Genomic DNA, 23,534 nt, shown 5'->3' with positions numbered 1-23,534 from the left:
TTCTCTCTCGCGAGAAAATCTACTTAAAACCATGGAACCGCACTCTGTTTTTGCTTTCTTCTCTTGTCAAATAACTTCTCTTTGCTGGTTTTTTCTCATTTCTGAGACTTTTCGCTAGCAGCGAGAACACGTAGCTACACAACAGGATCTGAGTTGTCAAATCTTTCTTTCAAAAAAAATTATAATTAATTTAACTATATATAATTATTAGATTTTGTGAATTCTATAATTCGATGAGCGGCCAACTCTACTTTGTCTTGTTCTTGAGTTAAGGAAGCTCGAAAGTATCCAGGAGAGCCAAATGCAGAACCAGGAACACATAATACCCCAATATTTACAAGATCTTCACAAAACTTCCTGTCATTTACTATTGGTGTTTTAGGAAAAACAAAAAAACCAGCATCGGGAAGTTTTACATCAATTCCACCTGTTCTAAGTATTTTAACAAAGGATTCCACTCTTTTTTCATAAATCTTAACATCAATTTTTGTATTGTAGATCATGGGTATAAGTCTTTGCATTAATCTTGGGGCACTTACAAAACCTAAAACACGTGAAGAGTTTCTAAATGCATTTTGAGCTTCTGCGAATGCAGGTTCATTGCGCCAAGCTATATAGCCTATGCGTTCACCAGCAAGTCCAAGATCTTTTGAAAAAGATCGAACAAGCCATGTATTGCGATATAAACTCAATAAAGGTGTAATTTTCTCTTCCTTATAAATAACACGGCTGTAAGGTTCATCAGACAAAAGCTGAATGACTTGCCCATTTTTTTCTTTTCTCTTCATTAATACACTAATAATACTTTCTAATGTTTCTCTACTATAAGCTATTCCAGATGGATTATTAGGTGAGTTCATTATAACAACTTTGGTTTTATTTGTTATTTTTTTTTCAAAATCTTGAATAATAGGCTGATGAGTATCGTCACATTTTACGATAATTGGTTTAGCTCCAAAATTTTCTGCATAAGGTATATATTCTGGAAAAAAAGGACTAAAAATAATGACCTCATCATCTTTGTCTAAAAATGCTCTTAAAAGAATTTGAATTGCACCCGCTGCTCCTACAGTTAAATAAACAGAGTTACTTGAAATTTTTACTTTTTCAGATTTAGTTAATTCAGCGGCTAAAAATGTGCGAGCGTCTTCTAATCCTGCAGAATCCATATAACGATGACAACCTTTTTCATAACTTGAAAGCAGATGAATTAATAAATTATTAATTTGAATTGGTGGTTCTAAATCAGGATTTCCTAAAGATAAATCAATTAAATCAATATCTGGATTATTTAATTTGAGTTTTTGTCCCAGCATAAATATTCTCCTGATATCCCCCCCCATTTTAGATAATTCTATAAACTTTTTTGAAAAGAAGTTTGAAATCTCATTATTTTCTGAATAATTCATTATATTATTCCTATTTATAAAATAAATCACACTAAATTAATAATATTTTGTTGCAAATATTTTTTAAGTTACACAAAATAAAATCAAGCGATAAATTAATATATATAATATTTTTATACTTTAAAAAAGACTTTGAGTATTTTTTAGAAAAAAAATTTATTAAAAAGAAATTTTTATAACGATTTGTTAATTTAGTCCAAAAAAATAAATAGTATTTTAAACATCATTTTAATTTAATAAAAACTTATTTAACATAATAAAAAAATAGCTTTCTAAAAAAATTAGAAAGCTATTTTGTGTTATTAACCTAACAAACGAAGTGCAGCACTTGGGGATTGGTTTGCTTGTGTAAGAACAGCAACACCAGCCTGTTTAAGAATGTTACTTTGAGTGTTTCTTGTTGTTTCTTCAGCAAAGTCTGTATCACGGATACGGCTATTTGCTGCAGAAAAGTTTTCACTTTGAATTGCTAAGTTTGAAATAGTAGAGTTTAGACGATTTTGAATTGCGCCTAAGTCTGCTCTAAAACCTGCAATCGTATTAATAGCGTCATCAATTTTAGCGATCGATCTTTGAGCTCTATTTTTTGAAATAGTAGAATCTTTTTCACCTTCTTGATAAACACCAATGGATTCTTCGGTATTGTCGTTCCCGCGTCCTAATTTTAGTCCAACAGTACTTGTATCAATTTGGTCAAACTTAATCCGAATAATATTTACAGGATTTCTACCAAATGGATCATCTATACCTTGAGCATCAACACCTTTATACCAGTTCTTACCTACTTGAATTTCAAAAGGAGGAGTATTTGCACGATCTAGCATTTTAGGATCTGGAATTTTGTCTTCTGCATTTGAACCGACCAATAATAAACTTCCATTATACTCTGTTGAATTTGTAATACGATCAATTTCATCTTTTAAAGCCGTATATTCTTTATTGATAAAATTACGCTCATTATTACCAATGGTATCAGAAGCACCTTGAACCGAAAGCTCTCTTAACCGATTTAAAATATTTCCAATTTCATTCATACCACCTTCGGCTACTTGAACCATAGAAATACCATCATTTGCATTTCTTTTGGCCATATTTAAACCGCGGACATCTGCTTTAATTTTCTCACTAATAGCAAGTCCTGCAGCATCATCTGCCGCTCTATTTATTCTAAATCCCGAACTTAATTTTTCCATAGATAAATCATTTGCCATTGTTGAAATGGACAGCGCCCGCTGTGAGTTAAGAGATTGTATGTTGGTCTGAATTCGTAAACCCATAACCTGTTTCCTCCATGAAACCTAAAAACACTCCAAAAAGGAGTTAGCAATCTTCCATGATTGCTGGATTCCCTGTTTCAAATAAACGTAAAAGATTTTATTCTTATTACGGTGGCTTTAAAATTTTCTTTTTAAAATTTATTATGCCATCATAAACAAGGACTGAAATGAAAATCGGATTAATGCTGATCCAATTAACTGGGCAATGATTGCATGTAACAAGTATAAGACATTTTAATTTTAAAAAAGCTATTTAAATAATAAAATAAATTTATTTTAGAGGATGAAATGAAACCCGCCATAGACCAATTAAAAAAAGATAAAAATATATTAAAAAATTTAGGAAAAATTGGAGTTGTTACAAATCAAACATCAGTAACATCACTTTTTGAATCATCTACAGATATAATTTATGAAGCCGCAAAAAATACATCAAACGCAATTGTTACATGTGTTTTTGGACCTCAGCATGGTTATTTTCAAACAGAACAAGATAATATGAAAGAAACTCCAGACGACTTTTATTATTTTAATGATGGGAAAAAAGTTCCCCTATATAGTTTATATTCAAATACAAGAGAACCCACTGAAGAACATTTAAAAAATGTTGATACCTTAGTTGTTGACTTACAAGATATAGGTTGTAGAGTTTATACATACATGCTTACATTAGCAGCTTGTCTTCGTGCTGGCTCAAAATTTAATAAAAAAGTTGTTGTTTTTGATCGAGTAAATCCTTTAGGTTTATCTATTAAAAATAAACAAAATAAATGGAATTACGTTGAGGGAGATAGGTTAGAAACAAAATGGCATAGTTTTGTCGGTTGGTATGACATACCTATGAGACATGGTCTTTCAATGGGTGAACTTGGATATTATTTTATAAAACAAGATAAGTTATTATTAGATTATAAAGTTGTTAAAGTCGAAAATTTAAAAAGGACAGATGATATTTATTATTTAAAAAATACAAAGTGGGCAATGCCATCTCCAAATATTCCTTCATGGGAATCCGCATTTATGTTTCCCGCTTTTGTAACTTTAGAAGGAACAAATGTAAGTGAAGGGAGAGGATCAACAATTCCATTTCAATTAATTGGTGCTCCTTGGTTGGATAATCAATTATGTATAAAATTTTTAAATGAAAATAAAAATTTATTTTTAAAAGATCAAAATAAGATAAATTCAATCATTTTTAGACCCCATCAGTTTAGACCAACTTTTAATAAACACCAAGGAAATATTTGCAAAGGAATTCAATTTCATATAGAAGAACCAGAAAATGTAAATTTATTTTCTTTAGGTATGTGCTTTCTTTATTATTGCAGTAAATATCAAAGTAATGATTTTGCCTGGGCTAAACCTGGCTATGAATATAACTACGAAGATTTGCCTATTAATTTAATATTAGGAACTGAAAAATGGATTCAATTTTTCTCTGAAAAAATGACCGATAATTCTTTAAAAGAACTAAAAAATCATTTAAATGAATCTAACGAAAACGGACAAACATTTATGAAAGAAATGGAACCATTATTAATTTATAGAGAATAATAATGACAAAACAAAGTTTTTCTAAAACTACGGTTTCTAATATTTCAAAATTTTTATTAGATAGAAATTTTTTCTATTTTATAATACCATGCCTTATTTTATACACTTTTTTTAAAATATTTATAAATATATATAATTGGGATATTAATTTTTTATCTTATTTTCCGAAAGAAATTAAATTAAATTTTATAAAAGGCTTAGATTTTATTGATATATCAAAATTATTTTTAATATGTTTTTTTTCTCTTTTAGTACCATCTATTATTATAAGATTTTGCATAGGCATCATTTTTATTAAGTCACAACTAAAAGTCCAAAGATTTTTTTCATTTTTAATCATTATTATTTTCATATTTACAACAAAAAATGATGGTTTCACTTTCGGTATCATTCAAAACAAATCAGATTTTATAATAAATATTTCCAGATTTATAAATATTTTATTTATCGGATTTTTTATAATTTCTCTTATGATATTCTATGTTAATTTAAACGACAATATGCAAAAAAGAAAATGGAGATTATTTACTTTATTTTTACTAATCATTTCTTATTTAATATACGATTGGAAAAAAACAAAAGATTTTAGAGAACTCACTAAATTAAATATTGAAAACAGTGAATTATTTTTTATAATTGAAAATACAAATGAAAATGACTTAGAAAAAATTCAAAAAAACTCAGATTTTAATTATTTAAATCAAAATTTTCAAATAACTTCAAATGATATTCGCCTTACCTCAAATAATGATATTTCAAATTATTTTTCAATTTTAACAGGGCTTTATCCATTTGAAACCGGGATTCGTGATGAGATACCAAGTCAGTCATACTTAGCTTATGTGAATGACTATATAAAAAACAATAAAAAAAATGATAGATTTATTTATATTAGCAATATTGGAACACCTTCAAGTCTTGGTGCGATTACAACCAAATTTAACGGGGAAATTATTTGTGATAATGATGTAAGTAGTATAAATAAATATTCAATTATAGAAAATTTAAACCCTTTTTTAGTATTTATGCCTCCTTCTCTAATCATTAAAACAATTCCAAATGCATTATGCTTAAGATCAATATCAAATATAGATGAAAATATATTAGCCGATCTTTATTATGGAATTAATTATCCAACAAATAAAAACAAAATTATCATTTCATTTCTTAATAAAAAAGAAAAAGAATTTAACATATTTAGAATTATTGAAAAAATAAATGAAACTCTTGAATCAGACAAATTAAAAATAAATATTTTGTTTCTTGATTCTAAAAGTTTATTTTCAAAAATTCTTTATTTAAATAAAAAAGATAAAAATTTAATAGTTTATAAAAACATTACCGAAATTGGAAAAAGAGAACTGATAAAATACAAGCAGGATTTAAAATTTGAATATCTTGAAGAAAACAAAAATATATTACTTTCCAAAAATGCTGAAGTGATTAATGATAGAGTATCCTTAAATTTAAATAATTCAATTATTCAATCAATGAATTTCAAAAGGAATTTTATTTGTTTTGAAAATGAAAATACATTATCTACAACATTATATTACGAAAGAAAATCAACAGATAATCCTCAAAAAATTATTGCGAATAACAGTATATTTAATAATAATTGCCAAAAAAATATTGAAAATAGCTTTATCTCAGATGTTTCATTAATGATAAATGAAGATCTATTTAAAAAAACATTCATTTTTATCTCGGATAAATTATGAAAAAAACAAAATCTAAAAAATTGACTAATTTTATTCTATTTTTATTTGTTGTAGCTATATTAATATTTTCATTTAAAAACCAAGTATTTGGATTTTTAATAAATTTTAAAAGCTTAAGTGAAGTCATAAACAAAACGCATTTAGATGAATATATTGATTTAGAAACAAGAAATTTTGTAAATATAAATTACTTAAAATATACAAATATGATTTCTGATAAAAATATATTTGAATACTTTCATTATCCCAAAAAAAACAAGGTTAAAAAAATTGATTTAAATGATTTAATTCTTAAAGAAAGTAATATATTAAACATTGAAAAAACAAAATCAATTGATTATATAGTTTCTTTCAAATACATGAATGATAGAAATTCTGTTTTAAAAATGAAGTCAATTATCTTATTACCTGGTGATTCTATTACTTGTGATTGTTTAGAACTTATTGCAAATCAAACATTAATTTTTGAGAATAAAGCAGTGGCTGCAAATAAGTTTGAAACGCCAAGTACTCTTAATATTACTTATGACAATAATGAGACAAATAGTTTTGAAATTAAAAATAATAAAATAACAAAAATTCAAATTCCTTCTGGAATAAATAGCAAAGGAATAACTTTAAGTTGGAATAAAAATCCGTCTGGGATTTTAATATTTCATGGAATCGAAAAAACACATGATAAAAATAAATCTATTTTTATAAGTTTAAAATCAAAAAATATTTCTAATAACTTTTTTAAAAATATCTCAAGCTTTTACGCAAAAGAAAAATTATTTATAAACAGAAATTCTTTCCCTTTAGCTGCCAAATATGATGAGAATATCATTTCACTAGAGTCTTTCAATAATTATTTAAACAATGGATACACTTACAAATCGCATGATATTTTTAATGAAAGTGAAAAAAACTTGCTAAAACAAGTGAATTTAAATTCAAAATATTTATTAAGAATTAATGTATCTTTTAAAGATACAAAAAATCAAGCAATTGAGCATGCAAACACACTAATTAATATATTTCGTGAGAAATCAATATTAAATATTGATAAATTAATTTCTGAAACAATAAATAATTCAGCTTCTGAAATTATTCGAATTGATATTTCTCCGAAAGAAGATGATACAGAAAATACTATTTTGAATATCCTAAAGCAAATAGATAAAAATAATAATATTTTCATTTTAATTGGAAATGATTTTGATATAAATAAAAACAATAATTTTTCGGATCAATCGGTTATAATTGCTTTACCTCAGAATGAAAGTACTTCTTTTAGCTCATTAAGCAATTTAAATGAATATACTCCAATTCAACAAAGCCTATTACTAGATATTCTGCTGTTAAATATAAAAAATCAAAAAATACCAGAACAAATTATCAAAAAGGAAAAAGTGATAAATACTCTATCAGAAAACGAAGAGTATTATATATTTAATGAAAATGATTATTATTCAAATAATAAATTTCATATCCCTTATAATAAAATGAATGATTATATTGATATTATAAGACAATCTCGTTATAAATACCAAATAAGAGATATTTTAATTAATTTTTATAAGTTTAAAAATATTAAGTTTAAACTAACTTCTAAAGACAAAATAGCTAGGTGTTTTTCTAATCAAAACATAAAGCTAGGACAAATCTACTTTGATTCCAAATTTGAAACCTATATCGCTGATTTGAAAATACAAGGTGATGATGCTATAGAGGAGCTGCAAGTTAGTTGTTTGATACATTCAGAGAATTTTTTGAATGATTATAAATTAGAAGCTTCTAAAGATAGCAAACAATTAAATCAACTTCAAATTGGAATGGGTCAATACTTGTTACAACCTAACACAAATATAATTAATGATAATTCTTTATATTTTAATAATATATCTGACTTTAATTTATTATATTCATTTAAAAATCCTACAAATTTTTTCCCAAATGAAAATAAAGATATTGTAATTTGGTCTCAAAATTACCCATCCATCCCCAATAATTTAAATTATGTAATTAGTTACAAAGAGAAAAAATGAACCGTAATTATCATACCTTAGAAAATAAAATCATTTTATCCGGAGATACTTTTTCAATTAAGGATGATATTAAAAAAATGGGTGGAAAATGGGATTCAAGCAATAAATCCTGGTGGCTTCTAAATACCCAAATTGCGGTTGAAAATATTTTAAAACTTGGATTTAAATTAATAGACAAAGATGTAAATCCTAGCCAACCTAAACAAAATTCAAGTGAAACCCCACAAAATGACACAATGAGTGTGAGTCATTTTGTTTTATTTATTGAATCCATAATTAAAAAAAATATTTCTGGAAAATATTGGATTAACGGAGAAATTTCAAGTTTTAAAACATCGAATGGCCATATTTTTTTCGACCTAATTGATAAAGAAGACAAAAATAAGTCCACTTTAAATTCTTTAAAAGCAGCAAGTATTTCTTGTATTTTATGGTCTGGACGTAGGCAATTTTTAGAAGAAAAAATTTCAAAAATTTTATTTAAAGATGGAACAAAAATTAAAATTTTAGTTTCATGTGATTTTCGAAAAGAAGGTTCTAAAATTTCTGCTATTATTGATGATATTGATCTTCAATTTACACAAGGAGAACTCGCCTTACAAAGAATTAATATTGTTTCTGAATTAAAAAAATTAGGACTATATCATAAAAATAAACTTTTAAAATTAAAGAATTTTACATTAAATATCGCCCTAATTACTGCTGATAATAGCAGAGCTTATTCAGACTTTATAGATGAATTAAAACAATCAAAATTATCATTCCAAATTTCTTTATTTGATTGCAATATGCAAGGTGAAAAAACTTCAGAAAATGTTTCAAAAGCTTTGCATTATATATCCGATCAAATTGACTTATTTGACTGTGTTGTCATAACAAGAGGCGGCGGAAGTAGGCTTGATTTAAGATGGTTTGATGATTTAGAAATTGCAAAACAAATTGGCTTAAGCAAAATTCCTGTAATAACAGCCGTAGGACATTTTGATGATATTAGTATTTCAGACGAAGTTTCTTTTCATTCCGAAAAAACACCAACTGCAGCAGCAAGATACTTAATTGATAATATTTTTAATTCGCTTCATATTTTTTTCTTGAGATTGGAAAAAGTAACCCATTTGCTCTTAAAAAAAACCTCTGCTGAAAGACAATTTTTATTTTCAATTGAAGAAAGATTATCACGAGCTGCCATTCGAAGATTAGAATCCGAAAAAAGACAGTTAAAAGGTTACTCACAAATCTTGAAAGTATTTCAAACCAGCATCACACAAACTTTAAAACGTGGTTATGCCCTTGTATATGATAATAGCGGAAACCTTCTCAAAGGAAAAGATTTTTTACATCAAGCTCCCCCAATTGATCTCAAACTTAAATTCGCAAGTGATTGCGAAAATCAACATATCTTTGTAGATGTTTCTGTGAAAGAGATAACACAAAAGAGCGATCCTTCTTAGTTATCAATTAGAAATTCTAAAATATGGAAAAGAAATGGAAAATCAAAACTACAATTCAATTCTGACACGTGTAAACCATATTTTAACAAGTATGGAAAATGACTCCATTCCTATTGATGAGCTTTCTCAAAAACTGGAAGAAGCCTATCTTCTAATTGAAAAACTAAAATCCCATCTTTTTGATTCCGAAGTTCAAATTCAACAAATAATCAATTCAAGAAAAATTCTTACAAACCCAGAAGAGGATAAAAATGGATCTCAATAATCTTCCTAGAACAAAAATTGTTTGTACCCTTGGCCCATCATCAAGTACAAAAGAAATGATTTCAAAACTGATTGATGCGGGAATGAATGTCGCTAGGTTGAACTTTTCTCATGGTGACCACGCCATGCATGCTGCAAATATTGCTCTTATCAGAGAAATTTCAAAAGAAAGAAATGTCCAAGTTGCGATATTACAAGATTTACAAGGACCAAAAATTCGAACTGGAAAACTAAAAGATGGTGCAATAACAATTACAAGAGGACAAAAAGTCACTTTAAGATATGCACCTGAGCAAACATCTCCTGAGTTTATTCCAATAGACTATCGTGAACTTGCAAACGATGTTAAAATTGGTGCCCGCATTTTGTTAGATGATGGTTTATTAGCAATGAAAATTACAGATATTAGAGGAACTGATGTCGATTGCGAAGTGACTCATGGTGGTCTTTTAAAATCAAGAAAAGGGGTTAACTTTCCTGAGTGCCATCTTTCAATTCCTGCAACAACAGAAAAAGATATACGAGATCTTTTATTTGGTGTTGCTCAAGGTGTTGACTATGTTGCTCTCTCCTTTGTGCAAACCCCAGCAGATGTAACTAAATTAAAAATGATGTTAAGAGCATTAGGTGCAGACACTCCTGTTATTACTAAAGTAGAAATGCTTGGTGCCGTGCAATATATTGATGAAATTTGTACTGTTTCAGACGGTATTATGGTTGCTCGAGGCGATCTTGGCGTGGAATGTGGTTTTGCGAATGTGGCGGCTTATCAAAAGAAAATAATTGAAGCTGCTTTAAATAAAGGCAAACCAGTTATTGTAGCAACTCAAATGCTCGATTCTATGATTGAACACCGCAGACCTACAAAAGCAGAAGTATGCGACGTAGCGAATGCGGTTTTTGACCACGCTGACGCTACTATGCTTTCGGGTGAAAGCGCTTCTGGTAAGTACCCAGAACTCGCTGTGGCCACCATGCGTAATATCCTTGACAGGGTAGACAAAAGCAAAAGCATTGCACCCATAGAACCAGTTCCTTTAACAAGAGCTGAAACAGAGTCATCTGCAGAAGTTTTTGCAAGAACAACAGTTGAGCTTGCAGAAAAAATGAAAGCCACAGCAATTATTTGCTTAACTTTAACAGGTAGTATGGCAAGATATGTTGCAAAATATCGTCCACAAACTCCCATTATTGCATTTAGTCCAAGACCCGATGTTGTTAGAAAACTTTGTTTAGTCCGTGGTGTTGTTGGTGTTTTAAATAATATTTTTTATGATACCGACACTGCATTTTCTGAAATTGCTAAATATCTAGCAAAAGAAGGCTATGTAAAAGAAGGCGATCTCTTATTAATTACAGGTGGAATTCCTGTTACTCAAATGTTGCCCACAAATACTTTAAAAGTTCATCGTGTTTCCAAATCAGATATTGCATAAAAATTGCAATATCTGATTATACTTTTTTATAAATAAGATTTTAATCCCAAAGCTTCTCTTGCTCTTTTTGTTACGGAATCTGCATAATTTTGAGCTTTTTCATAACCTATTTTTAAGCAGTTTCTGATTTCTTGCTCACTGTTATTAAAATATTCAAATTTTTCTCTTAAAGTACCAAAAACTTTTTCATGCTCATCAACAAAATCTTTTTTAGCATGCCCATATCCATAACCTATTCCTTTTTCAAGTCTGTCATGCATATAAAGAAGGGCATCACTTGATGCAAAAGATTTAAATATTTGAAAAATAGCGCAGGTTTCTGGATTTTTAGGATCATCTAATCCTTTAGAATCTGTTTTTATCTCTTTAACTCTTTTTTCTAATTCTTTTTTGGTCGCAAAAATTGGTAAGGTATTATTATAACTTTTACTCATTTTACGTTCACCATCAATTCCTAACAAAGAAGGTATTTCTTGAATAATAGGTTGTGGTTCAGTATAAACCTCAACATCAACTAAATTATTAAAGAACTTTGCCATATCAGAAGCATATTCTAAATGTTGAGCTTGATCTTTTCCAACAGGAACAAATTGAGCATCAAACGTTAAAATATCCGAAGCCATTAGGGATGGGTAAAATAATAAACCTGCTGTTGGTGATTTCCCATTTGCAATAGCGTCTTTATATGCATGAGATCTTTCAAGCATACCAGCAGCCGTAGCACAGGATAAATACCACGAGTTTTCTTGAATTTGTTTAAAGTCACTTTGCAAAATAATTGAGTTTTCTTTGTAGTTAAATCCTAACGCCAAATAGGTTGCTATTAAAGATTGCGTTAATTCACCAGGGCGAAAAATTTCAGATTTATTTGTAAGCCCATGCCAGTCTACACACATTAGAATGACTTCATTATTTGAATTATTTGATAATTCTATACATGGATTTATAGCACCAAAATAATTTCCAATATGAACTTCTCCAGAAGGCTTTACTCCTGTTAAAAATCTTTTTCTTTCACCCCATGTTTTTTGAGTATTTTTGTTACTTGAAATAGGATTGTTTTTTTGCATTTTGAAGTGACTCCTAAAGTCTGTAAAAACTGAAAATACAGGCAATAGCTATACCATGTTAAACTTTTAATGACAATTAAGTGCATCTTCATAAAAAAAATGGTAAGCAAGAAAAGCTTCCTTTTTCCTATTTTTTGTCGTAAAGGCTATTGACCACAGGAGAAAAGTTGACACTGATGGGGATTGTGTTTGTCCAGAAGAATGTGAAAAAATAGAACTATAAAAGTTCTTGCTAGTTATCCATAAGAGGGTGTTTATGACTCTAACAAAAGACAAGATTGTCGAATTAATTCGTTCCAAGACTCAATTTTCTTCACAAGAAGCCAAGAACTTGGTGGAAACCATTTTAGAATCTATAAAATCTAAATTAGAAAATGGCGAAGAAGTAAAAATTTCCGGATTTGGGAAATGGGTAGTCCGTGAAAAAAGAAGCCGTCCAGGGAGAAATCCCCACACTGGACAGCGTATCGAAATATCCGCTCGTCGCGTAGTTACATTTCATCCATCTGAAAAATTAAGAGAAGCTGTTAATAATGCTGATCTAGACGATAGTAAGCTTGTTATGGCAGGTACTCACGAGGAAGAATATAACGAATAAAAAGAAATAATGTTAATTATTTCTTTTTAACGGAAGCTTTTTTAGCTACTCCAACTCTTTCCTTTAATGATTTAGCAACGCGGAAACTAATCTTTTTAGATGCAGGAATCTTAATTTCTTCGCCAGTTTGTGGGTTGCGACCTTTACGTGCTGCACGATCTTTACAAGTAAGAATTCCTACTTTATCAATACGAACTTTATGTCCACCAGCAACATTGTCTTCAATTGCCTCTAAAAATGCAGAGATAACTTCTTTAGTTATTTTCTTTGGTAATTGCTCAAAACGCGCAGATACATCAGCAATGATTACGCTTGTTGGAACAGTAGTTAATAAACTTTTACTTTTAGCCATAATAAAAAAACTCCATGTGTTAATTAAACAGACCGATTGCCCGGAAATTTGTATTTACATTTCATTCTTTGATAATGCAAGATTTGCAGTAAAAAAATCTGATCCAATTTACCGAAAAGATTTTTTATAGAAAATATAATGTTCAAATTCTATAAGTTCATATAAAAGATTTCACTCAGACATTCGTTTTCTACTCGTTATTTGGGATCGAAAATAATTATGAATAATTCTTCTTTAATATCTCGATATTTCTTCCCTTCTGTCAAAGATAAAGAGTTCAATAAATGGGCAAATATTACACTCGAAGCAGCTCTTAATTTTTTACACAATCGAGATGGACAAAAACTCCATGCAGAAATTTCACCAAATGAAATATCAAATTTTTTTAGAACCATAGAAATCCCTGAAAGAGGAGAAAAAATCCCTGCTGTTTTAAAAGAAACAATTGAAAAGATAGTTAAAAACTCTGTTCGAGTTTCACATCCTAATTACATTGGACATATGACAGGGGCGACGCCTAATTTTTTATTATTATGTGATATAATAATAAGCGCTTTGAATCAAAATGTTGTTAAAATTGAAACTGCTTTATCCGCTACATATGTTGAATGGCAGACATTATGCTGGCTGCATAATTTAATTTATAATAGAGAAAAATCTTTTTATAATCATATTTTAAATCACTCAGACATTGCCGTTGGAAATTATTGTAGCGGTGGCACAGTAGGAAATCTAACCGCCTTGGTAACAGCAAGAAATATTCTTTTTCCAAATATTCATAAAATAGGAATATACGAAGCTTTTAAAAAGGCTGATTGCACAAGGGCAGTTCTATTAGTAAGTCAACGTGGTCATTATTCAATAAAAAAAACCGCTGCTATTATGGGAATTGGTGAGGAAAATGTTATTACCATTCCTTGTGAAATACTTACAAATAAAATTAATCTCATTGAATTAGAAAATACAATTCAAAAATTGCATCATGAAAAAACTAAAATTATTTCTATTATTGGTGTAGCAGGCACAACTGAAACAGGAAATATTGATGATTTAAAAAAGCTCTCTCAAATTTGTACTAAATATAAAATATGGTTTCATGTCGATGCCGCTTGGGGCGGAGCTTTATTATTAAGCAGCAATCATAAAAAACAACTTGATGGAATTGAAAATGCCGATTCCGTTGTCATTGATGGTCATAAATTTTTATATTTAACAATGTCACACGGAGCTGTTCTTTTCAAAAATGAACATTCCCTAGACACAATAAGACATACAGCAAAGTATATTATTAGAGAAAGTAGTGTTGACTTAGGCAGAACAACAATTGAAGGCAGCAGAAGATTCGATTCTCTTAAACTTTGGTTTTGCTTTAAAGCTATTGGAAGGCAAGGCTACCAAACACTAATTGATAAGGCTATAGAAAATGCTTTTTTATTATCACAAATGGCTGAAAGCCATCCATCGTTTGAAGCAACAAACAAACCTGAAACAAGCATTTTAACCTACAGATATTTACCAAAATCTATAAAAATTCAAATTAAAATAATTTATGAGATTTGGAATTTAAAAAATAAAGATAAACTTGAAAAAATCGAAATTCATTTTCCTAAAATTAAAAATAATTTTGATTTAGTAATAAGACAATTAAATTTATTTTTAAATGAAATTAATATAAATATACAAAAAAAACAGCGTAAAGACGGAAAAAGTTTTGTTTCACGAACAACATTAGAATCTATTTGGAAAAGCCAAGAAATTGTCGTACTGCGAGCAGTTCCTTTTCATCCACTAACTAATCAAGAAACATTTACCGAAATTCTAACTGAACAAGAGATATTAGGTGATTTTTTCTTTAACAATGAAAAAGAAAACTTTTTCAAGAAAACACCAGATGCTTATTGTTTATTTAACGATTTGTAAGTGTTAGATACTTAAAATAGATTGGTATTGCCAATCCTTTTAAATGTCATAGAATAGTTATGTTGAGGTTGAAATTTTCTACATGACCGCAAAGGAGTAGCTCTATATGGCTGATAAAAAAACAACTAGCCGAACATTACCGCTTTTGCCTTTGAGGGAATTACTCGTATTTCCACACACTGTAGTCCCACTGTTTGTAGGGCGTGAAAAAAGCATAAAAGCCCTCGATGATGCTATGGCACGAAATAGAGAAATATTTCTTGCGGCACAAAAAAAACCAAAATCGAATGACCCACTACCTGAAGAAATCTATGAGTTTGGTACAATAGCACAAATTTTACAATTATTAAGACTTCCAGACGGAACGGTTAAAATTTTAGTGGAAGGAAAAAAACGCGGCCGCATTCTTAAATATGTTGAATCAAATGAAATGCTCGTTGTGGATATTGCTGAAATTCAAGAACCAAATGGTAGATCCGCTGAAAATGAAGCTCTTGTTCGAACAGTAAAACAAGCTTTTGATACTTATGTTAAGTTAAATAAAAAAGTACCACCTGAAATGGTCTTTTCGATTTCTAGCATTGAAGATGAAAGCAGACTAGCAGACACTCTTGTTGTGCAACTTGCTAATTTAAAACTTGCTGATAAACAAAGAATATTAGAAACAATAGACCCTGCAAAAAGATTAGAAGAAATATTTAGCATTATTCAATCCGAAATTGAAATTTTACGCGTTGAGAAAAAAATAAGAGCTCGCGTAAAACGCCAAATGGAAAAAACTCAAAAAGAATATTATTTGAATGAACAAATGAATGCCATTCAAAAAGAACTTGGCAATGCAGATGATATTCGTACAGAAATTGCTGAGATCGAAAGTAAAATCAAAACAAAAAAATTAAGCGATGAAGCAAAAGAAAAACTTAAAAAAGAAGTAAAAAAACTTCGCAGCATGAGCCCTATGAGTGCAGAAGCTACTGTTGTTCGAAATTATATTGATACTGTCCTTTCACTTCCATGGGCAGATTATGCTCCTACAATTAAAGATCAAATTTTTGCTGAAGATGTTTTAAATGAAGATCACTTTGGACTTGAAAAGGTAAAAGAAAGAATCTTAGAATATCTAGCAGTAACAAGCTTATCTGATAAAATAAAAGGACCTATTCTATGTTTAGTTGGTCCTCCAGGTGTTGGTAAAACAAGTCTTGCAAAAAGTATTGCACGCTCCACAGGAAGAAATTTTTCCCGCATTGCACTTGGCGGTGTAAGAGACGAAGCAGAAATTCGTGGACATCGTAGAACTTATATAGGAGCTATGCCAGGAAAAATTTTAAATGCAATTAAAAAAGCTGGTAGTGGAAATCCTGTTGTTCTTCTAGATGAAATTGACAAAATGAGCTCTGATTTTCGTGGAGATCCTTCAAGCGCCATGCTTGAAGTGCTTGACCCAGAACAAAATCATGCTTTTAATGATCACTACCTTGATTTAGATTATGATCTGTCCCAAATTTTATTTATTGCTACGGCAAATAGTTTAAATGGTGTTCCGAAACCGCTTTTAGATCGTATGGAAATTATTCATCTAAGCGGATATACCGAACAAGAAAAAATTAATATTGCACAACAACATCTCATTCAAAAAGCAGTAAAATCAAATGGGCTTGATAAATCAGAATTAAAATTTGATAACTCTGCATTAGAAGAATTGGTGCGTTATTATACCAGAGAAGCTGGTGTAAGAAATTTGGAAAGAGAAGTTTCTAGTATCTGCCGTAAAATAGCAAGAGAACTTCTTAAAAACAATAAAAAAACTCCTTCTAAATCAACTAAAGAAACAAAAGAAGTTAAAGATAAAGAAATAAAAGAAACTCCAGAAGTCATAAAAACTGTTTCTTTAGAAGGTTTAAAAGCTCCTTTAATTGATGCTGCGTTAGTTCAAAAATATCTTGGACCTAGAAAACATAGCATAGGCGAAAAAGAGTTAAGAAATGAAATTGGAGTTGGTCAAGGGCTTGCTTATACAGAAGTTGGTGGCGATTTATTAGTTACAGAAGTTGCTGTCATGAGTGGCAAAGGTAATTTAAAAATTACGGGTAAACTTGGGGACGTCATGCAAGAGTCTGCACAAGCTGCTTTTAGTTACGTTAGGTCTAGAGGAGCTTTCCTTGGTCTTGAAGATGAATTTTATTCAAAAATAGATATTCATGTTCACTTTCCCGAAGGTGCTATTCCAAAAGATGGACCGAGCGCAGGTATCACTATGGCAACCGCTTTAGTGAGTGCCCTTACTAAAAAGCCATTTAATCGTGAAGTAGCAATGACAGGTGAAATTACGCTTCGTGGACGAGTATTGCCTATTGGTGGTCTAAAGGAAAAATTACTTGCTGCTCATCGTGGTGGGATTAAAAAAGTAATTATTCCTAAAGAAAATGAACGTGACTTATTGGAGATTCCTAAAAATATTCTTCAGCAACTAGAAATTGTTCCTGTTGATCATATGGATACAGTTCTGCTTCACGCCATTGCTTGGGAAAGTGATGACGCTTTAGAAACAAAACTAAAAAATTCACAGGCAATGACATTATCAAATGTTACTGGGACAAAAGGAAATCAGCCACTTATTCATCATTAATTTAAAGTAACTCTTTAATTATTGAGAAAAAAAATGGGAACTCCTATTTCTAAAGGCTCTCGCGATATTGAAGAATTAAAAAAACAGTGGATAGCCATGATAGATACCATAGCAGATCCACTTGTTTTAATAGATAAAAATTATAATATTATTCGATTAAATAATTCATATCTTCAAATAATTTTAAAAAAAAACCCAAACATAAACTACCTCTCTTTAATTAATAATAAATGCTATATTGCTTTTGCTAATAAAGATTCTCCATGTAAAGATTGTTTATTAAAACAAACTAATGAAAAAATCACAGATATTGAATGGACTACTTCAGAACTATTTCCAGATCAAACGTATACGATTAGAGCCCATATAATGAATAATGTAGGGAATAATAACATTCGTTACGTTATTCATTATCGTGATATCACCCTTCAAACACAACTTCAAAAAAGATTAGCACATGCAGATAAATTAGCTGCTATTGGAAAACTAGCTGGTGGAGTTGCTCATGAAATTAATAGTCCATTAGCTGGTATTCTTGCCTTTACTCAAATATTATTGTCTGAAATTGATAAAAATAATCGCCATCGAGAAGATTTAGAACAAATAGAATCTGCTGCTAAAAAATGTAAAGAAATAGTAGATAATCTTTTAAGTTTTGCAAGACATGAAACTAAAATAGTAGAGAAACATGAAATTCATCTTATTCCAGAAATTCAAAAAACGTTAAAATTAGCTAAAGGATTTCTTCAACAAAAACATATAAAAATTGATTGGAATATTGAAAATAATAATGACATTATTCTTGGTGATTCTGGTCAAATTGGACAAATATTTTTAAATTTAATTACTAACGCTATACAAGCAATGCAAAATGGTGGCGTTCTTTCTTTTGAAAGAACGGATGATGAAAAGTTTATTCATATTAGCATTGAAGACACAGGAAGCGGAATTAAACCAGAAATAATTGATAAAATATTTGACCCTTTTTTTACTACAAAGCCAGTTGGAGAAGGAACAGGATTAGGTCTATCAATAACTTATTCATTAGTAAAACAGCATGGGGGAGAGATATCTGTTACATCAATTCCAAATGAAGGGACTAAATTTACAATTAAATTGCCTAAAAAAATCGAATAAGATTTCATTATTTATTTTTAGCTTAATTATAATTTGTAAATCATTTCTTTAATATCTGCTTTTAAAGCTACACTATCGCAAAGAGCATTCCAAATATATTTAATAGCACCTTCATCATTCATTTCACGATAACAATTTTTAGTCCATGAAAAATATAATATTTTGTTTTCTGAATCATCTTTCAATGGAATAAAATGAAATCTTGCTATCGCTTTTGAATTTGTTTTTTTAAGAGATTCTTTAAATAATTCTATTTCTTTTAATAAATCTTTAATAGAAGTATTTAAAATATTAATATCTGTTTTATTTTGATTTCCTATATAAATGGATTGATTTAAAGTTATATTTTTGAAATAAGATAAATCTTTGCTCCAATGAGAAAAATCTTCAATTTTTTCTAAGTTTACTTTCTCTAATTCATTTTTAAAATCAGAATTAAATTCATTATTATAAAAATCAGAATAACAAATTGCTTCAGTACAAAGTTCTTCGTTAATCTCTTCCAATTTTGGATTAGCAACAGCCTTAGTAATTGAAGTATTTTCTAGTTTAACTTCGTTCATTTGCTCTTTTTCATGACAGTCTTTATTAAATGACTCTTTTAGATTTTTAAATTTCTTTAAACAGGATTCTGATTTTTTAGTGCCCTTGGTTTTTGGGGGAGTTTTAGGTTCAGGCGATGAGTTTGCCTCAATTTGTAATAATCTTACAGAAAGACTTTTATTCGACGAAATAGAGCTAAGGGAAGGACTCAATGATAAGCTTGAGGATTTCAATAAACTTTTTGAATCGTCTTGTATAGAATCAAGTGATTCACAGCTTCCAAAAGGATTCATACTTATTTTTGGTGATTTTAGCTGTAAAAGTGAGTTAGATTTTTTTCTTACTAAATTTTCTTCTATAAAGTCATTATTAACTTTGCCTTGAATTGCTTTATCAAATGCATAATCACTTATATTTTTTAAGTATTGAGCATGATTTAAAAACCACATTAAACTCTTGAAATAATTTACTACCAATGCAGATATGTAATCTATATATTTATTTTGTTCATCTAAAATAACTTGCGAGTCTTTTACATTTTTAATAGGAATTAACTCTGTATCAAAATAAATACTTTCCACATTTTTATCATGATAATTTCTCAATTCAAGTCTAAAGAAAATTACTTTTTTATTTCTTTCTTCTACAACTCTTTTAAACAATCTAATTATATTAAAATTTTTTCTATTATTTCTTAAGTTTTCAATTTTTCCACATAATAAATTTCCTTTATTATTCTTTGGAAGAATTGAATTATTTAAAACCGATTTAAATGTACCAATCAAATGGAGTAGCTTTTCATTTAAATTTTCAAGATTTATTGATGACATTTGTGTTTTCAATTTAACAACTAAAGAAACAGTTGCCAAAGAAAGATCATCACAAACTTTCTTTAATACATGATTGATTGAAGTTTGTCCCCAATCGTGCCCAGACCATATACCGTAGGCCTGAATATCATATAAAGCTTTTACTAATTTAGAAAAAAGAATTACTTTTTCTTCATCATCTTTGAAATCTGATAAAGTTTCAATAATCAAAAATAGTTTATCTAAAAATAATAATCTATCTTTGGAAATTTTTAAATACCAGTGATTTCTTTTATTTAAGTATTGTTCAATTTCACGCGCACAATCTTTAAAAATAGCATTAAAATCACCTTTCGTGTTTTCAAGATGACATTTTTCAATGACATCTTGTAAAAGTATATCTTTTTTTCTATTAAGCTGATCAAAACCATCCATAATATTTCTTTTATATAAACAGAATCCCCATAAAGGATAATTTAACTCTTCTGTTATTCCAAAAAAAGTAGCAAAATTTTCGTTGTTTATACTTTTAAGATTACTTTTACTAATTAACCCTTCTTTATTTAATAATGAATATACTTTCTCTAACCGAATAAAACCTTCATTGCTAATATAACTTAAATTCGTCGACATAATAATTCCTTCATTACTCAAATCTTCTATTATATTTTGAAGTTATCGCTTTATTTAAAATAATTTATTTAAAAAATTAATAAAATACCCTTTCAAAAAATAAACAAAGCAATTAACATGCCAAAATTTTATTTTGTAACAAAATATAAAATATAATTTTTTTTAATTAGCCTTTAACTTTAATTTTAATCTATACTTTTTAAAGGAGAGTGTTTCTTTATTTAAATTATTTTTTTAAATGACTGTTACTAAATTAAAACTTAAAAAAAATAATAATTTAAAATAAAAAAAAGCCACTTAAACTATAAAATAATTTAAGTGGCTTTTTTGAAAGCAAATTGGATTATTTGCTTTCTCTGTGAAGTGTGTGCTTACGGCAGTACTTGCAGTATTTTTTGAGTTCAAGCTTTTTTGTGGAAGCTTTTTTATTTTTTGTAGTTGAGTAAAGATTGTTCCCAGAACAAGAGATCTTTCCATCACCACTACAGATAAGTTTAATAATATCGCGCATTTAGTTAACTCCTAGATTCTTTTTGCTTACACGCGCTAAAAAAACGCAGTGGCGCAGAACGTACAAACAAATTCATTTTTTTGCAAGCAGTTTCTGTAACTATATGTTAAACGAAATTGCTTTTGAAAGATTTCTATCTTTATTTTACAAAAAAGGCTACAATATGTCTGAACTGCATAAAAATATTCCATTTTTTTTACAAATGATAAATTCAGATATTGAATCATATTTGATTAAAAAATTAGCAACCTATCAGGATATATCTTATTTTGATGAAATATCAACAGCTTATAAACACCCCTTGAATGCAGGTGGAAAAAGAGTCCGTCCGCTGCTTACTTTAATTTGCGCTGGAGCTTTTAGTGGCGAAGCAGGCATCGAGACAGCAAGAAATTCTGCTCTAGCGGTTGAAAAAATTCATACTTATTCTCTAGTTCATGACGATTTACCATGCATGGATAATGACGATTTAAGGAGAGGCTTGCCTACAACCCATAAAATTTATGGCGAAGCAAAAGGTCTATTAATTGGAGATGCTCTTTTAACAGAATCCTTTAAAACCATAGCCCAAACATCACTCAACAGACCAAAGTATCTCTCTTTTTTAATAAATGAATTAAGCGAAGGCTCAGGAGTAAGAGGGATGATTTTAGGCCAGTGGCTTGATATTTCTTATACAAACAGGAATGAAGTTACTTGGGAACAAATGGAAATTGTTCATAGAAATAAAACAGGCAAACTACTTGGTACAGCACTCTCCTTAGGATTTCTTTGTGGTGCTGATCACTTTAAAAATGAAATTCCAGAAACTAAATTATTTGAATTGAATAATATCATAAAAGAAGCTGGAGAATTAATTGGTCTCTCTTTTCAAATTATAGACGACATTCTTGATGCCACAAAATCTAGTGAACAATTAGGAAAAACTTCAGGTAAGGATGAAGCTCAAAATAAGTTAACAGCGGTTAAATTACTAGGATTTGATAAAGCGGAAAAACTTGCTGCAAGCTACACGGACAGAGCAAAATTATTATTACAATCCTTATTTGAAAATACTCATATTATTAATAATAATATAAATTCTATCTATTATCAAAAAATGCTATTATCACAAATAGAACTTTTATTAGATAGATCAAAATAAAAATTAGTTAAAGTTCCAATAAAGAATGCAATAAATTCATCCCATCTTTTTAAAATAAAGAATATTATTATAATATATATATTTCTCCTTTCGTAAGTTATGATTTTTTTATAAAATAATTTAATTAGGATTGATTATGCAAAATTATTTTAAATATTTACCCATTTTATTTTGCACATTTTTTATTACTTCATGCATGACTCCACAAAATGAAGTTATGGAAGATAAAAATCAAGCTGAAAACAAAGCTGTTATAGAAATTCAAAAAAATGAAACTGTTAGTAAAATAGATTATCTAGAAACAACAGATAAAAACCATGAAATAAGAATTGCGGAACTTGAAGGACAGGTAAAAAAATTAAATTTTTTAGTAAATGATTTAAGCCAAGACAATATTGTTTCTAAAAAAATAATCTCATTATTAAGAAATGATGTAAATAGTTTAAATGAACAATTATCAACAAATAGAAAAGAAATTGATATTTTAAAACGTGGTTTAAGATCGGGAATTTTTGAGGATCAAGCATCTTTAGAAAAACAACCTCCTAGTTCTTTAGGAGTTTCTATGCTACCTGATATGACAGAAAGCAGAGATATATACACTGAAAAAAAAGATTCCTCATTAATTCCTTTAGAAAGCGCAATGACAAATTCAAATGAACCAATAGGACCTGCCCAATTAATTGCGGATGCAGAGATTAAATTAAGACAAGCCCATTATGGAGAAGCAATTATTTCATTAAATAATGTAAAAAAGAATTATCCCAATTACGATGATAAAGGAAAATCATTGTTACTTTCTAGTGAAGCATGGCTTCGTTTAGGAGAATATAATAACGTATTTAATGAACTTAGAACATTTTATATTAAGTTCCCAAATACTCCTGATCTAGCACATGCTAAACTCTTAGAAGCAGAAACCTATGAAAAATTAAACAGCAAATCGAAGGCCGCTCAAATTTATCAAGAAGTGATTACCCTTTCCCCGCAAAGCACAGATGCTCAAAATGCTAGGGACGGAATGCTAAGAATGCGTGATTCTAAATGAG

The 23,534-nt window shown here is 29.0% G+C and carries 18 protein-coding genes; 12 read left to right on the top strand and 6 right to left on the bottom strand.

What is annotated here, in order from left to right; translation table 11 throughout:
• Positions 1-194 precede the first annotated feature (194 nt).
• Both GCL60_RS13370 and GCL60_RS13365 read right to left on the bottom strand, forming a co-directional pair.
• Positions 195-1,409, bottom strand: coding sequence for a pyridoxal phosphate-dependent aminotransferase (locus tag GCL60_RS13370; RefSeq protein WP_153421169.1), 1,215 nt, complete (start codon positions 1,407-1,409; stop codon positions 195-197).
• 302 nt (positions 1,410-1,711) lie between these two features.
• Complete coding sequence (locus tag GCL60_RS13365; protein ID WP_153421168.1) at positions 1,712-2,686, bottom strand: flagellin N-terminal helical domain-containing protein; 975 nt, start codon at positions 2,684-2,686, stop codon at positions 1,712-1,714.
• 288 nt (positions 2,687-2,974) lie between these two features.
• Here GCL60_RS13365 and GCL60_RS13360 point away from each other — a divergent pair, with 288 nt between their 5' ends.
• Genes GCL60_RS13360 through pyk form a run of 6 tightly spaced genes read left to right on the top strand, consistent with a single transcriptional unit; the run spans position 2,975 to position 11,139 of the window.
• Positions 2,975-4,240, top strand: coding sequence for an exo-beta-N-acetylmuramidase NamZ family protein (locus tag GCL60_RS13360; protein WP_153421167.1), 1,266 nt, complete (start codon positions 2,975-2,977; stop codon positions 4,238-4,240).
• A 2-nt stretch (positions 4,241-4,242) separates the two neighbouring features.
• Positions 4,243-5,961 carry a hypothetical protein gene (locus tag GCL60_RS13355; protein ID WP_153421166.1) on the top strand — a complete coding sequence of 573 codons (1,719 nt, stop codon included), beginning with the start codon at positions 4,243-4,245 and terminating at the stop codon, positions 5,959-5,961.
• Entirely contained in the window at positions 5,958-7,988 is a 2,031-nt protein-coding gene (locus GCL60_RS13350; RefSeq protein ID WP_153421165.1) for a hypothetical protein, read from the top strand. The genes GCL60_RS13355 and GCL60_RS13350 overlap by 4 nt, the downstream gene beginning before the upstream one ends.
• A complete protein-coding gene (gene xseA, locus GCL60_RS13345) occupies positions 7,985-9,439 on the top strand; it encodes an exodeoxyribonuclease VII large subunit (protein WP_153421164.1) in 1,455 nt (484 codons plus the stop codon). The genes GCL60_RS13350 and xseA overlap by 4 nt, the downstream gene beginning before the upstream one ends.
• Positions 9,440-9,473: 34 nt before the next feature.
• The gene (locus GCL60_RS13340) at positions 9,474-9,704 is read left to right on the top strand and encodes an exodeoxyribonuclease VII small subunit (protein ID WP_153421163.1); all 231 of its coding nucleotides are present in this window, start codon (positions 9,474-9,476) and stop codon (positions 9,702-9,704) included.
• Entirely contained in the window at positions 9,691-11,139 is a 1,449-nt protein-coding gene (gene pyk, locus GCL60_RS13335; RefSeq protein ID WP_153421162.1) for a pyruvate kinase, read from the top strand. The genes GCL60_RS13340 and pyk overlap by 14 nt, the downstream gene beginning before the upstream one ends.
• 26 nt (positions 11,140-11,165) lie before the next feature.
• Here pyk and trpS read toward each other — a convergent pair whose 3' ends face one another.
• Positions 11,166-12,209: a tryptophan--tRNA ligase gene (gene trpS / locus GCL60_RS13330; RefSeq protein ID WP_153421161.1), complete on the bottom strand. Its 1,044-nt coding sequence runs from the start codon at positions 12,207-12,209 to the stop codon at positions 11,166-11,168.
• Between the two features lie 256 nt (positions 12,210-12,465).
• On the opposite strand from trpS, the gene GCL60_RS13325 reads away from it, so the two are divergent.
• The gene (locus GCL60_RS13325) at positions 12,466-12,807 is read left to right on the top strand and encodes an integration host factor subunit alpha (protein WP_153421160.1); all 342 of its coding nucleotides are present in this window, start codon (positions 12,466-12,468) and stop codon (positions 12,805-12,807) included.
• A gap of 16 nt (positions 12,808-12,823) precedes the next feature.
• Here GCL60_RS13325 and GCL60_RS13320 read toward each other — a convergent pair whose 3' ends face one another.
• Positions 12,824-13,159: an HU family DNA-binding protein gene (locus GCL60_RS13320; RefSeq protein WP_153421159.1), complete on the bottom strand. Its 336-nt coding sequence runs from the start codon at positions 13,157-13,159 to the stop codon at positions 12,824-12,826.
• 219 nt (positions 13,160-13,378) lie between these two features.
• On the opposite strand from GCL60_RS13320, the gene GCL60_RS13315 reads away from it, so the two are divergent.
• The 3 genes from GCL60_RS13315 to GCL60_RS13305 all read left to right on the top strand — a co-directional run bounded on the left by GCL60_RS13315 (position 13,379) and on the right by GCL60_RS13305 (position 18,845).
• On the top strand, positions 13,379-15,079 hold the full coding sequence (locus tag GCL60_RS13315) for an aminotransferase class V-fold PLP-dependent enzyme (RefSeq protein ID WP_153421158.1): 1,701 nt from the start codon (positions 13,379-13,381) through the stop codon (positions 15,077-15,079).
• Between the two features lie 106 nt (positions 15,080-15,185).
• Positions 15,186-17,708: an endopeptidase La gene (lon, locus tag GCL60_RS13310; protein ID WP_153421157.1), complete on the top strand. Its 2,523-nt coding sequence runs from the start codon at positions 15,186-15,188 to the stop codon at positions 17,706-17,708.
• A gap of 33 nt (positions 17,709-17,741) precedes the next feature.
• Positions 17,742-18,845, top strand: coding sequence for an ATP-binding protein (locus GCL60_RS13305; protein WP_153421156.1), 1,104 nt, complete (start codon positions 17,742-17,744; stop codon positions 18,843-18,845).
• Between the two features lie 26 nt (positions 18,846-18,871).
• Here GCL60_RS13305 and GCL60_RS13300 read toward each other — a convergent pair whose 3' ends face one another.
• Both GCL60_RS13300 and rpmG read right to left on the bottom strand, forming a co-directional pair.
• Complete coding sequence (locus GCL60_RS13300) at positions 18,872-20,830, bottom strand: hypothetical protein (RefSeq protein WP_153421155.1); 1,959 nt, start codon at positions 20,828-20,830, stop codon at positions 18,872-18,874.
• 343 nt (positions 20,831-21,173) lie between these two features.
• The gene (gene rpmG, locus GCL60_RS13295; protein WP_153421154.1) at positions 21,174-21,341 is read right to left on the bottom strand and encodes a 50S ribosomal protein L33; all 168 of its coding nucleotides are present in this window, start codon (positions 21,339-21,341) and stop codon (positions 21,174-21,176) included.
• Between the two features lie 163 nt (positions 21,342-21,504).
• On the opposite strand from rpmG, the gene GCL60_RS13290 reads away from it, so the two are divergent.
• Both GCL60_RS13290 and GCL60_RS13285 read left to right on the top strand, forming a co-directional pair.
• On the top strand, positions 21,505-22,485 hold the full coding sequence (locus tag GCL60_RS13290) for a polyprenyl synthetase family protein (RefSeq protein WP_161998215.1): 981 nt from the start codon (positions 21,505-21,507) through the stop codon (positions 22,483-22,485).
• Positions 22,486-22,621: 136 nt separating this feature from the next.
• Positions 22,622-23,533: a tetratricopeptide repeat protein gene (locus GCL60_RS13285; protein ID WP_153421152.1), complete on the top strand. Its 912-nt coding sequence runs from the start codon at positions 22,622-22,624 to the stop codon at positions 23,531-23,533.
• Position 23,534: the final 1 nt, after the last annotated feature.

The organism is Silvanigrella paludirubra (assembly GCF_009208775.1).
In the GTDB taxonomy this organism is placed as follows: Bacteria; Bdellovibrionota_B; Oligoflexia; order Silvanigrellales; family Silvanigrellaceae; genus Silvanigrella; species Silvanigrella paludirubra.
This window is presented reverse-complemented; position numbering and strand designations above follow the sequence as displayed.